General features: G+C 46.5%; 12 protein-coding genes. 9 read left to right on the forward strand and 3 right to left on the reverse strand.

Translation table 11 applies throughout. The annotated features are described in order from the left end of the window. The first annotated feature begins 69 nt into the window (after positions 1–69). The 6 genes from EV690_RS07250 to EV690_RS07275 are packed head-to-tail and all read left to right on the forward strand — an operon-like array spanning position 70 to position 6,293. Positions 70–657: a thermostable hemolysin gene (locus EV690_RS07250; RefSeq protein WP_131912332.1), complete on the forward strand. Its 588-nt coding sequence runs from the start codon at positions 70–72 to the stop codon at positions 655–657. Further along, on the forward strand, positions 650–2,776 hold the full coding sequence (locus tag EV690_RS07255) for an AMP-binding protein (RefSeq protein WP_131912333.1): 2,127 nt from the start codon (positions 650–652) through the stop codon (positions 2,774–2,776). The genes EV690_RS07250 and EV690_RS07255 overlap by 8 nt, the downstream gene beginning before the upstream one ends. 10 nt (positions 2,777–2,786) lie before the next feature. Next, positions 2,787–3,590 carry an SDR family oxidoreductase gene (locus tag EV690_RS07260; protein WP_131912334.1) on the forward strand — a complete coding sequence of 268 codons (804 nt, stop codon included), beginning with the start codon at positions 2,787–2,789 and terminating at the stop codon, positions 3,588–3,590. Beyond that, on the forward strand, positions 3,587–4,210 hold the full coding sequence (locus EV690_RS07265) for a tetratricopeptide repeat protein (protein ID WP_224054938.1): 624 nt from the start codon (positions 3,587–3,589) through the stop codon (positions 4,208–4,210). Before EV690_RS07260 ends, EV690_RS07265 begins: the two co-directional genes overlap by 4 nt. Positions 4,211–4,216: 6 nt before the next feature. Next, the gene (locus EV690_RS07270) at positions 4,217–4,882 is read left to right on the forward strand and encodes a response regulator (RefSeq protein ID WP_131912335.1); all 666 of its coding nucleotides are present in this window, start codon (positions 4,217–4,219) and stop codon (positions 4,880–4,882) included. Then, on the forward strand, positions 4,857–6,293 hold the full coding sequence (locus EV690_RS07275) for a sensor histidine kinase (protein ID WP_131912336.1): 1,437 nt from the start codon (positions 4,857–4,859) through the stop codon (positions 6,291–6,293). The genes EV690_RS07270 and EV690_RS07275 overlap by 26 nt, the downstream gene beginning before the upstream one ends. Positions 6,294–6,393: 100 nt before the next feature. Here the strand turns inward: EV690_RS07275 and nfsA are convergent, their stop codons facing one another. Continuing rightward, the gene (gene nfsA, locus EV690_RS07280; RefSeq protein WP_131912337.1) at positions 6,394–7,122 is read right to left on the reverse strand and encodes an oxygen-insensitive NADPH nitroreductase; all 729 of its coding nucleotides are present in this window, start codon (positions 7,120–7,122) and stop codon (positions 6,394–6,396) included. Positions 7,123–7,413: 291 nt separating this feature from the next. Between nfsA and EV690_RS07285 the strand changes: the two genes are divergently transcribed. The 3 genes from EV690_RS07285 (at position 7,414) to EV690_RS07295 (ending at position 10,663) form a co-directional block, all read left to right on the forward strand. Further along, positions 7,414–8,742 carry an MFS transporter gene (locus EV690_RS07285; RefSeq protein ID WP_131912338.1) on the forward strand — a complete coding sequence of 443 codons (1,329 nt, stop codon included), beginning with the start codon at positions 7,414–7,416 and terminating at the stop codon, positions 8,740–8,742. 249 nt (positions 8,743–8,991) lie between these two features. Continuing rightward, positions 8,992–9,369 (forward strand): hypothetical protein, encoded by a 378-nt coding sequence (locus tag EV690_RS07290; protein ID WP_131912339.1) that lies wholly within the window; start codon positions 8,992–8,994, stop codon positions 9,367–9,369. 157 nt (positions 9,370–9,526) lie between these two features. Beyond that, on the forward strand, positions 9,527–10,663 hold the full coding sequence (locus EV690_RS07295) for an alpha-hydroxy acid oxidase (RefSeq protein WP_131912340.1): 1,137 nt from the start codon (positions 9,527–9,529) through the stop codon (positions 10,661–10,663). A 146-nt stretch (positions 10,664–10,809) separates the two neighbouring features. Here the strand turns inward: EV690_RS07295 and EV690_RS07300 are convergent, their stop codons facing one another. Together EV690_RS07300 and EV690_RS07305 are read right to left on the reverse strand one after the other, a co-directional pair. After that, positions 10,810–11,562, reverse strand: a complete 753-nt coding sequence (locus EV690_RS07300; RefSeq protein WP_131912341.1) for an SDR family NAD(P)-dependent oxidoreductase — start codon at positions 11,560–11,562, stop codon at positions 10,810–10,812. A 17-nt stretch (positions 11,563–11,579) separates the two neighbouring features. Next, the gene (locus EV690_RS07305) at positions 11,580–12,560 is read right to left on the reverse strand and encodes a zinc-dependent alcohol dehydrogenase (RefSeq protein WP_131912342.1); all 981 of its coding nucleotides are present in this window, start codon (positions 12,558–12,560) and stop codon (positions 11,580–11,582) included. Position 12,561 lies beyond the last annotated feature (1 nt).

The following is a 12,561-nucleotide window of genomic DNA, read 5'->3' on the forward strand; positions in this document are numbered from 1 at the left end:
ACTTAAGAGTTTCTTAAGGTTACTTTTCTACTCTTTTATGCATCGCTAGTAAAAGAGTGGAGTCCCAAGATGCACAGACTTCAATGGGTTGATGTCTCCCATCCTCAGTGCAATACCGTTCGTAAGTATGTTTATCGACGTTACAAAAGAGCGTTCAATGCTCAACTGGATGAATTCATGCCAGTATTCCTGACGTTATTTGAAGGAGAGAAAATTGTATCTGTTTGTGGCATTCGCGCGGCAAACACGAGCCCATTGTTTTTAGAGCAATATCTGGATCAGAGTGCTGAAACTCTGGTTAGTAACGCACTTGGGACTGAAGTTAAACGCTCTGAACTGATTGAATTTGGTCAACTCGCCTCTTTCTCGATGGGGTTTTCCAGAGAGCATTTTCATTTAATGGCACAGAAGCTTATTAATCAGGGATTTCGTTACTGTATTTTTACGGCGACTCAACCGTTGATGGCATTGATGAAACGCATGGGACTCAGCCTAAATATTGTGCACAACGCGGATGATTCTCGAGTCACTAATGTCTCCCGTTGGGGAAGTTACTATCAACACCGTCCCCAGATCGTTGTCGGGTGCCTACAAGAGGGGCTTCAGATTTTATCGCCACAACCAGCTCAATCACTTTTAGGAGTGTTGTATGAGTAGTCGTATTATTCAATCCATTTGTCATTGGGCTGAGAGCCAACCCGATGCCATTGCTCTGATCGGGACAACGGCGCAAGGTGAGTTGTCCGAGCTTAGCTATCGTGATCTTTGGGCGAAGATTCAAACTCGCCAGCACGAATTGGAAAATCTCCAACCATACTGTCTAGCAATGCGTGGCGAGAATTGTTTGCAATGGGTGATCAATGATTTGGCGGCTCTGGCTGGCGAAATTCCATTGTTGCCTGTTCCTACCTTTTTTACCCCAGAACAGGCGATGCATAGCGTTCAGCAAAGCGGTGTCGACCACTTGATCGGTGACTGGGATTTTTTAACCACGCCGCCAGAGCTTGAGGAGGCATTTGAGCCTTTATTAGCCAAGACTGCCAAAGTCACTTTTACCTCTGGCTCAACAGGAACCCCAAAAGGGGTTTGCTTAAGCTCAGAACAGCTCGATGCGGTCAGTTTGCAACTCTCAGAGGTGATTGCACAGAATGTGGCGGTTGAACGCCATTTGGTCATGCTTCCCCTGTCGACTTTGCTCGAAAATATTACCGGGGTATATGTGCCGCTATTGCTGGGGAAAACCAGTGTGGTTCTCGCCGGCCCAGATGTTGGACTTGAGGGCTCAAGTCACTTTGATCCAGCACGTTTTGTTCAAGCGCTGAGCCGTTTTCAGCCGAATTCATTGGTCCTTACCCCTGCACTGCTCGAAGCTCTGGTCAATGTCGTTGAATATCACAGCGAGTTAAGTCAGAGCCTTAAATTTATCGCCGTCGGTGGGGCATCCGTGCCAAAACGACTTTTAGAGCGGGCGCAAGCACTGGGGTTACCTGTTTACGAAGGCTATGGCTTGTCAGAATGTGCCTCGGTGGTTGCTGTTAATACCCCGGCGAGTCACCGTTTTGGCAGTTGCGGAAAAGTGCTGGGTCACCAACAGATCAAAATTGGCGAGCGCGGCGAAGTATTGGTTCGTGGCAATATGGCGCTCGGTTACATTGGCCAACCTTTTTCTCAGCAGTGGTTTGCCACTGGCGATATAGGCTCTATTGATGAGCAGGGCTTTTTAACGATTCATGGTCGGCTGAAAAATCTTATTATCACCAGTTATGGGCGCAATATTTCACCTGAGTGGATTGAAACGCTGGCTCGCGATTATTCAGCGCTTAAACAATTCGTTGTCATGGGGGATGGTGAAGATTATTTAAGTGCTTTTGTAATCCATCCCGATAAAGATGCTGTCATAGAAGCATTACATGAGCTTAACCAACAGCTTCCCGATTATGCGCAAATTGCGCAGTTAATCTGGTGTGAGAATCAACCCAGCTCAATGTTATTCACGTTTAATGCCAGACCCATCCGTTCGGCCATCGAGCAGTTCAGTCAGAGTTGCCCACATTTTTTACTTGATACTCATCATCATCCAATTTCGGGGAAAACTATGAATCAGTTTTTTAATGAGCTTAAGCAGCAAACTGAAGCTGCCCGCGGGCAGCTGCTACAGTCTAAAATTTTCGCAGCGTGTCAAGAAGGGCAGATTGATCGCCAGAGTTATCGCGCATTTTTAACCCAAGCCTATCATCATGTAAAACATACAGTGCCTCTATTGATGGCGTGTGGTGGCCGTTTAGATGAGCGTTATGAGGGGCTACGGGTCGCTTTGGGACATTACATTGAAGAAGAAAGTGGCCACCAAGAATGGATTTTAAATGATATCGAAGCGCTTGGTTTTGACTCGCAACTGGTACGTGAAGGGACTGGTGAAGGCGCGGTTGACTGGCCTATTGAGCTGATGGTTTCTTACCTTTATCACCAAATTGACCGAGGCAATCCGTTGGCGTTATTTGGCATGGTCTGGATGCTTGAAGGTACCAGTGTTTCGGTCGGTGGTCCTATGGCCAGAATGGTTCAACAAACTCTTGAATTACCCGACAGTGCGATGACTTATCTGCTCTCGCACAGTGAACTGGATACTCAACATATTCAATTCTTTGAACAACTGATGGGCCAAATTGAGTCACCGCAAGACCAGCAGGTGATTATTGATAGTGCGCGACACGTATTTCGTTTATATACCGCGATGCTTGAGAACTTGCCATTGCCTGTGATGCATGTGGCATAAGGAGCGTGGAATGGAAATTCGAGCAACAACCTGGCTGGTGACTGGGGCTAGCGGTGGTATTGGTTCGGCTATTGCCAAAGCGTTAAGTGAACGAGGCGCTTGTCTCATGTTGGTTGGGCGCGATCAGAATAAACTTGAGGCGCTCAAGGCACAGTTGCCCAACTGTGAGAGTCATCGTGTCTTCGCTGTCGATTTATTAGCCTCTGGTGGGATTGATAAATTGCTGCAAGCGTTGGATGGACAACCCATCGACGGATTGGTTAATAATGCCGGTTGTAATCAGTTTGGTTGGTTTGCTAAACGCACTGAAAATTCCTTGGACGATGAGATTACCTTGAACTTGTTACGGCCGATAGAATTGTCTCATCGTTTGCTTAGTGAAAAAACGCAACCTCGTTGGATTGTGAATATCGGCTCGACTTTCGGGGCGATTGGTTACCCGGGCTATGCCAGTTATTGTGCCGCGAAAGCAGGATTGCAGCGTTTTTCTGAAGCGCTAGACCGAGAACTTAGTGCCCAAGGCGTCCGCGTGCTCTATTTGGCTCCGCGAGCGACGAAGACGCAATTGAACCCGACGATAGTGGAAGAGCTTAATCAAAAATTGGGCAATCAAAGTGATACACCAGAGCTTGTTGCTCAACAATTTATCGAGCTTGTGTTACGCGAACAACGCTCTCGATTTATTGGTTGGCCTGAGAAATTGTTTGCCCGACTAAACCAGCTTTTACCGGGGATTGTGGGGTCAGCGATTCGTCGCCAATATCCGGTGATTGCTGCCGCCCTTGATAAAAATGATGTGGAGCAACCGCAATGAAAATGAAATTACTGTTTATTACACTGGCAGCGGTCTGTTGCTCTGTTCAGGCCGCAACGACTTTATCGCTGCATCAAATTCAACATCAATGGGCGATTTGTCAGTATCAGCAGCCTTCGAAAAAGGACCGCGAAAAATGCTTTGATACTTTAGTGAACGAGAATGCTCAGGCGCTTAAAGCGCATCCGCAAGATGAGCAACTGCATGTTTGGATGGGTATTAATTTGAGCTCACAAGCGGGAGTTAAAGGCGGATTGGGGGCTCTGTCGTTGGTTAAAAAGGCCAAGGCACAGTTTGAACAGGTGATAAAAAAAGCCCCGAATACCCTCGAAGGTTCAGCTTATACCAGCCTTGGCGTTCTATACTATCAGGTACCAGGGTGGCCGATTGGTTTTGGCAGCGATAAAAAAGCCAAAAAAATGCTTAAAAAAGGTTTAGCTATGAACCCCAACGGGATTGATTCAAACTATTTTTATGCAGATTTTTTACGTGACCAAGGGGATAAAAAGGCGGCGAAGCAATACTTTGAGAAGGCGCTTGCTGCCCCTAAACGGCCATCTCGTCCTCTCGCTGATGCTGGAAGAAGAAAAGAGATCTTGGCAAAACTTAAGGAGCTATAAGTTTTCATGCGTGTACTGATGATAGAAGATGACCAGATGCTGGGGCCATCGATGGTGACATCATTAAGTCGTAATGGATATACAGTGGATTTGTTGCAACAGGGAAAAGGAACTCTCAGTGCACTGAAAACAGACCAATTTGCTTGTGTTATTCTCGATTTGATGTTGCCTGATATTGATGGCTTAGACTTGCTCGCTAAAATCCGTAAGGAAGGGTTCGATTTACCGGTATTGATTTTAACTGCCCGAGATGAACTTTCCGATCGAGTCCGTGGGCTGGATGGTGGAGCTGATGATTATTTGGTGAAACCATTTGCGCTCGAAGAGCTGCTGGCTCGATTACGAGTCCTGATTCGGCGCCGCGGAGGTTACAGCGAATCGATTTTGGAACATGGTCCTATTCGTCTTTCTCTGGCGGAACAGAAAGTGACGGTGGCAGGAGAAACCGTTACGTTAACGCGCCATGAGTTTAAGTTATTGTCAACGCTGATGACGCAGCCCGGACGAGTCTTAAGTAAAGAGCAGTTGCATCAGGCGTTGTATGGCTGGGATGAAGGCGGGAGTGATAATTCGCTGGAAGTGCATATCCATAATCTGCGCAAAAAGCTGCCTGCTAGTTTTATCCGGACGATTCGCGGTGTGGGGTATGTCTTTGCCAAAGACTCAGCGTAAAAAACTTTATTCCATTAAAAATCGACTGATCATTTCGGTGATCTCATTAGCTCTGTTTGCCATTTTGATAGCTTTGGGCATTAGCTATTTGGCTGCCCGTCATGAAATTAAAGAGGTTTATGATGCGCGGCTTGGGCAAACGGCCAAACAGCTGTTGTTAACAATTCCAATGCGTCAGTCTCAACTGGTTAAGCAACAAAAGCTGTTTAACCAGTGGATGCAGCAATTAGAGACGCGTTTACATCATGATCACGATATGGAAAGTCGTCTTGGCCATCCATATGAGCTCAAAGAGCTCATTCAGTATTACCGAGATGGCAAGATGTTTTGGAATACTCACAATAGCTTTGGTAGCGTGACCCATCTTATATCCCATCCCGGATATGGTTATTTTAAAATCAAAGGGCAAAAATGGCGTTATTTCCAGTACTTTGCGCCCGAGATGAATGGCCATAAAGATATGATTGTGGTGGCTGAAAGTGAATCGGTGCGTAGCGACATCATGGGTAAATTGGCGATGGCGAGCGGCTTCCCATTGCTCATCATTATCCCATTGCTGGCGATTATTATGGTGGTACTGATTAATCGTCAGTTTCGACCTCTGGTTGAATTGCGCCAAGCCATCGGCGATCTCGATATTCAGCAGCTGACACCGGTCAATATAAGTGAGCTGACACTTGAGCTTGAGCCACTCGTGAACACCTTGAACCGCTTACTTCACCAGCTGGACGAAGCCTGGCAACGAGAGCGACGTTTTACCCGCACCGCAGCCCATGAACTCAAAACACCGCTCGCTATTTTACGGATCAACGCCGAAAATGCGTTGAGCAGCAAGAATGAAGAGCAATTGAAGGAGGATCTTGAGCGGATCCTCTCTGGCATTGAACGCTCCGACCGCTTAATTCATCAATTACTCATTTTGGCGCGTGTAGAAAGTCTCAAACCATCCGATCAAAAATTTGGCGAGATTGAGCTTAATTCTTTATTACAAAATGTGATTGCTCAGCTCGTACCACTGGCATTGCAAAATGATCAGGAAATTGGTCTTGATGGTGAGCCGATGGTGAAGATCCAAGGGGATGAACTGTTGCTTGAATTGTTGTTTTCGAATTTAGTGGATAATGCGATTCGTTATTCGGGCAAGCAAAGCCATATTGGTGTGAATTTAACGGTTCAGACACAACAGATTCATATCGATGTGTGTGATGATGGCGCGCCGATTCGTGATGAAACTCGTGAACGAATCTTTGAAAACTTCTACCGAGAAAATCCCGAAAAAGGGGATGGTGCTGGCTTAGGCATGGCGATTTGCCAGGACATTGTCGCGATACATGCCGGCAGTGTCACGTTATTACCTTATTCGGGAGTGAACTGTTTCCGAGTTAGTTTCCCAAGACATACGAGTGTTTAATATGGGGTGACTCTTCGCTCATGGAAGAGTCACTATCGTAGCGAGATTTTGTGGGTGATTTGGACTGCCTGTGTACTTGGTTAAGCTTGCTCTGACAAAGTTATTTAAGAGCGAAGCCTTGTTCATTTAAGAATGCTTGAATATGAGGGCGGGATTCTTTGCTCAGGATGGCACTAATCTGTTCGCTCCAACTTGCAACTTTGGTGTTAGAACCCGCGCGCTGGCTATAATAGTCGACCACTTGCTGGTCATATTCAGCTAACAGCTGTTTGTCGAGTTTTTGCTGATAGCTGTTCTCATGAACGACCAATGGCTGAGGAAGTCGAGGGCGAATGCTCGGCTCCTGATTCGGCTGGCCTAAGCACATGCCGAATAATGGGAGTACGTTTTTGGGCAGTTCGAGGAGTTTGGCAACTTGTTTCGGATCGTTTCTGATCCCACCAATAAATACCCCTCCCAGACCCATCGATTCGGCCGCAACGAGCGCATTTTCAGCCATTAATGCCACATCGATGGCACCAATAAGCAATTGTTCACTAAACCCGAGTTTGGCTTCGGGAGCGATTTGCTGGTGGCGATGAAAATCGACACACCAAACTAAAAATTCTGCTGCTTCAATGATCCACGTTTGCCCCCCTGCTAATGTGGCAAATTTTTCCCGAAGTTGTGGGTCGCTGACCCGAACAATTGAACCGGTTTGCAAAAAACTAGAGGTTGAGGCCATTTGTGCTGATTCAATGATGGTATTGAACTGATCATTGCTTATTGGGGCGTCGGTAAATTTGCGCACGGATGTGTGGTGGCGAAGAAGATCAATTGTTGGGTTCATAGGGATATCTTCCAAATAATATAAAAGGATTGGTTTCTATCGTAGCATAGAATGCCAAGGTCTCTCCAAGAGAGGAGAATTTCACTCAAATAAGCCATCAACTAGGGTGAAAAATTGCTGATAATATCCGCAAAAATAGCTTTATTTTCTATATGAGTCTCAGTATTATCATTGTTTATATAAATAGAAATTTCTTATTTCTGCTTTTTTTTAATGAAAAAATTTAAAATAGTAAGAAATATGAGCTTGTTTTTAAACTTAAAAGCATAAATTGAGCAATGATGGATTGTTATGGACACGGAAACTCGTAATATTCAGGGCACGACCCAATCTGAACATCGGCATTTGACTTGGAAGGACGGTAAAACCTTAAGTTTGTCTGCTCTTGGCGGCGCACTTGAGTTTTATGATTTTGTTATCTTTGTCTATTTTGCCAATGTGGTCGGTGGCTTGTTCTTTCCTGCTGATATGCCAGATTGGATGCGCCAAGTTCAGACCTACGGTATTTTTGCTGCCGGCTACCTTGCTCGCCCTCTTGGGGGCATTATTATGGCGCACTTCGGGGATCTGCTCGGGCGTAAGCGTATGTTTATGCTAAGTATCTTCCTGATGGCGGTACCAACAATGGCGATCGGTTTGATGCCGACCTACCAGAGTGTTGGGATCTTAGCACCGTTGTTGCTGTTGTTATGCCGCGTTTTTCAAGGTGCAGCCATTGGTGGTGAAGCTCCGGGGGCGTGGGTGTTTGTTACCGAACATGTCTCTAAACGTCACATCGGTTTGGCTTGTGGGACGTTATCGGCTGGTTTGGTTGCAGGGATCTTAATCGGCTCGCTCGTTGCAACGGGTCTTCACTCATCGATGAGTGCTGAACAAATTAAGCAGTATGGCTGGCGCTTGCCATTTTTGTTGGGCGGCGTGTTTGGATTTATTACCATGTATCTGCGTCGTTGGCTGCATGAAACCCCCATATTCAAACAGATGCAGGAAGATAAAGAGCTTGCCGAAGAGCTTCCGATTAAATCAGTGTTAAAAGATCATACGCCATCGGTTTTGGTCTCAATGGCAGTAACTTGGGTATTAACCGCTGCGATTGTGGTCACTATTTTGATGACCCCCTCATTGTTGCAAAAGTTGATTCATCTTAATCCTGAGACGTCGCTTGAAGCCAATAGTGTTGCCATTGTCTGCATTCTGATTGGTTGTTTGGTTTCGGGAGCCTTAGCCGACCGCTTTGGTAATGGTCCGATTATGGCTATTTTTAGTATCGGTCTGGCGGTGAGTTACTGGGTGTTCTATTCAACTATGTTGCAAGATACGACTTATCTGTTCCCAATGTATGCCGTGGTTGGCTTCTTTGTGGGGATTGTTGGGGTTGTTCCGGCGATTGCGGTTAAGAGTTTTCCGGCGCCGATTCGATTCTCTGGGTTGTCATTCTCATATAATGTGGCATACGCTATTTTTGGTGGGACAACACCGATGTTCGTCAGTGCGATGATCATGAAAAGTGCCTATGCACCGATGTATTACGTTGCTGGTGTGAGTGTTGTCGGTGTGTTAGCCAGCCTTGCGGTGATGCGCTTTCGCCCTCGGTTGGACTTGGCAATATCAGCAGCTTAGCTGTTTACTTTGACAGTAAAAGAGCGGGAATTGATCCCGCTTTTTTATTGCGTGTTAAAAGCGCTTTTTGTTCAGATTATTTTTTATTAAAAATGATGATGATATGGGCGGGAGACTGAGATCTTCTGTTTAGCAGGTTTCAACCTATTGATGGCACTACTAGACTTATTATTACAAGTTGTATTTTGGAAAAGATAACAAGTTTGGTTTTCGTTATAACCTCTTGTATCGCTGAAGGGGAGATGAACGATGAGCATCAGACTACCTGAATATTATCTGCAATGGATCAATGCGATTGATGTCAGCAGTTCACGGATTTATCGGGGGCAATTATGGCATATCTATGGCAAAGATAAGCTTGAGGAAAATGTCTTGATTGCTCACTCGGCTGTCAAAGTTTGTGATCAACTTTATGCCTATATCAACGAGCTGGCTAAAACCACGCGTGCCCCAATGACCCTCGAGCATAGTAAGCGGTGTGTGACGATCGCGTATCAGGACGATATGTTGCTTTATTATGATATCGCCCAGCACCACCAGCTGTTCCGTTTTACGTTGAGTACTGGTTCTATCGAGCGGTTTGGTTTTCTACAGAATTTTCTGGATGAGGTTCAAGCCACGGGTTGATGCCTTGGTTAAAAACCCATGTTGTTGTGATTGCCCCTCATCAGTTCAATTAATTCCCCTTTATCGTTGAATTTGTATAGACAAGTCTAACTGTGTTCTTAGAATGATCACTATGGGTATGAATTTAGCCAAGCTGAAATTACGATAGGGATATAAGATGTTATTGAACCTAAACGACTACCGACAAGCCGCCCAGCACAAACTACCGAAGTTTGCCTTCGATTATGTTGATGGAGGCGCGGAAGATGAGCGCACCCTAGCTGACAACCAATCGGTGTTTACGCGTTGGCAATTTGTTCCCCCGGTGCTTAAGGCATCTTCTGTTCGCGATCTCAGTGTGAACTGGTTCGGAACAAGCTACCAGATGCCAGTTGCCGTTGCCCCAACGGGGTATAACGGTATGCTGCGTCATCGTGCGGATGAACTACTTGCGAGTGCGGCTGCCAAAGCGGGGATCCCCTATATTCAGAGCACCGTCTCAACCAGCTCAATTGAACAGATTGGTCGCCATAGCCATGCGCATCATTGGTTTCAGCTCTATGTTTTAAAAGATAAGAAAGTGACAGAAGACTTGTTAAAACGTGCCAGAGACAGTGGCTGCAAGGTTCTGGTCGTCTCTGTTGATGCGGTTCACTTTGGGAATCGTGAACGTGATAAACGCAACTATGTTCGGCCGATGAAGTTATCGCTCAAAAGCTACTTTAATATTGCCACCAAACCTGGTTGGGTTTGTCGGACTATTTTACCGCAAGGGATCCCGGGATTTGGCAATTTAAAGCCCTATCTCCCCGAGCAATACCAAAAAGGTGTCGGGGCAGCCACCTATTTTGCCGAACAGATGGAAACTGCTCTGGATTGGAGCACTCTGGCATGGCTTCGTTCTCTCTGGGAAGGGCCGTTGCTCCTTAAGGGGGTAGTCGCCCCCGATGATTGCCGCAAAGCGATTGAAGTTGGTTGTGATGGCGTGGTGTTGTCAAACCACGGTGGACGTCAGTTGGATGGAACTATCAGCCCAATTTTATTATTGTCTGAAATTCGCAGAGTGATTGGTGGTGATCCACTGATTTTCATCGATAGTGGTTTTCGTCGTGGTACCGATGTTGTTAAGGCGTTAATACTGGGAGCTAATGGTGTATTGTTAGGTCGGCCCCTGCTGTATGCGATGGCTGCCGCCGGCGAACAAGGGGCTCTGGATGTGATGAATCTGCTCAAAGGGGAAATAGATCGAACCATAGCGCAATTGGGCTGTTGTTCTATGGCAGATTTAACCAGCGATCTGCTTTACCAAGAATAACGCAAAAGAGCAAAAGTGGACTCCAAGTGCTGATGCTCTTTGCAACATTGCACACAGAGCCTGAGGGCTCCTAATCATATAGAATCAGGGATGACAAATCTGCCATCGGGGCAGATGCACTAGTTCAATGGGGGACGGCTCTATCGCTAGATCGAGGCCAGATAGCCGCCATCGACATATAACACCTGTCCGGTCATATAAGCAGAAGCCTCACTGGCTAGAAATATCGCAGTGCCAACCAAATCGTCTAATTGACCAAAGCGTTGCATTGGAATTTTTTTTAGCATTGATTCACACCATTGCGCATCTTGATAAAATACATCGGTCATGTCGGTTTGAAAATAGCCCGGACCGATCGCGTTGACTCGAATATTATACTTTGCCCATTCACTACTTAGTGCCCGTGTGACACCAAGTAGGCCACTTTTTGAGGCGCTATAGGGCACCGCTCCCGGTACGCCAACGGCACTGGTTAGTGAACACATATTAATGATGGTGCCTTTGCCTTGAGATTTCATCACCTCAGCGGCGGCTCGTGCGCAGAAAAAGCTTCCCTTTAAATTGGTATCAACGATCTTGTCCCAAATCATTTCGCTCATATTGAGCGACTCGCAGACGTGCTCTACCCCAGCATTGTTAATCAAAACATCGATGGGCGTTGCGGCAAAAAAATCGCGGATCGCCGTGTCATCGTTCACATCGAGTACTTGAGCACTAGCGCGTGGATCTAATTTTAACAACGCCTCATGGGCTTCGCTCAGCTGCTTTTGATTGCGAGCCGTAATGGTGACACGGGCGCCCGCTTTGCAAAATCCTTGTGCCAACGCAAAGCCGATGCCTTTGCTAGCTCCGGTGATCACAATCTGTTTATCTGCGACCGAAAATTGTGTATCAGGCATATCGTTGTTCCTTGAATTTAATGGCGATTGGGATAAATCACTGCTTTGAGGTAATCCACATGAGAGCGACAGAGTTTGTCGTAAGTATCGGGTACATCCTTTAACTGCAGCGGGGGCGATATCAATGATTTAAGCTTATCTTGCAGTGCTGCAAGGTAAGCTATCGCTTCACGCTGTTCGGTATCAAAAACACTGCAACCGACCAGCGTAATTTCTTTTTCTACCACGCGCAGAATATCAATGCTGTCATTGTGCTGAGGCAGCCCCACTAAAGCGATCCGGCCGCCAGGTTCAATCTGCTCAATCAGTTGGTTGATGACCATTGGAATGCCAGTTGCGTCGATGGCAAAGTGAAAAGGCCGTGGCTTTGGTGAGAGTTGCATGAGCGCACTGAGCTTTGCAAAACGAGTCTGATTAGGCTCGCTTAGTTGCACTGGATGGGCAAAGATATCCTGCAACAGCAATGCTGCAAAGCCGCCTATGGCACCGCCACCTGCGACATGAACGAGAGCGCCGGGTGTTGCAGCAAGTTGTTTGACCACTCGCAGCGAGACCCCTAGCGGCTCACTTAAAACCCGAATGTCGGCGGCTAAATTGTTCGCTACTTTGAGCAGTTGCTGCTCTTTAAGTACCACCTGTTCACTCATCCCGCCTGCCATGCTTTCACCGACAAATGCCAGGGATGGACAGTGATTATAGCGCTGTGCTTGGCATGCTGAGCATTGCCCACACCAAACCCTTGAGTCAGCAACAACTTTATCGCCCAGTGACAATGTTTGAACATTTTGCCCCAGTTCTATGACCGTTCCCGTCATTTCGTGGCCTGGAACCATCGGGAGTTGGTCCATCCACTGGCCGGTTTGAAAATTATGCAGGTCTGAGCCACAGATCCCGACTGCATCAACCATCAGGCGAACTTCGTTGCCATCGAGCGTTTGTGGCATGGAAACATCTTCAACGCGAATATCATTAATGCCATACAATTGTGCCGCTTTCATA

The sequence above is a fragment of the Celerinatantimonas diazotrophica genome (genome assembly GCF_004339545.1).
Lineage (GTDB): Bacteria > Pseudomonadota > Gammaproteobacteria > Enterobacterales > Celerinatantimonadaceae > Celerinatantimonas > Celerinatantimonas diazotrophica.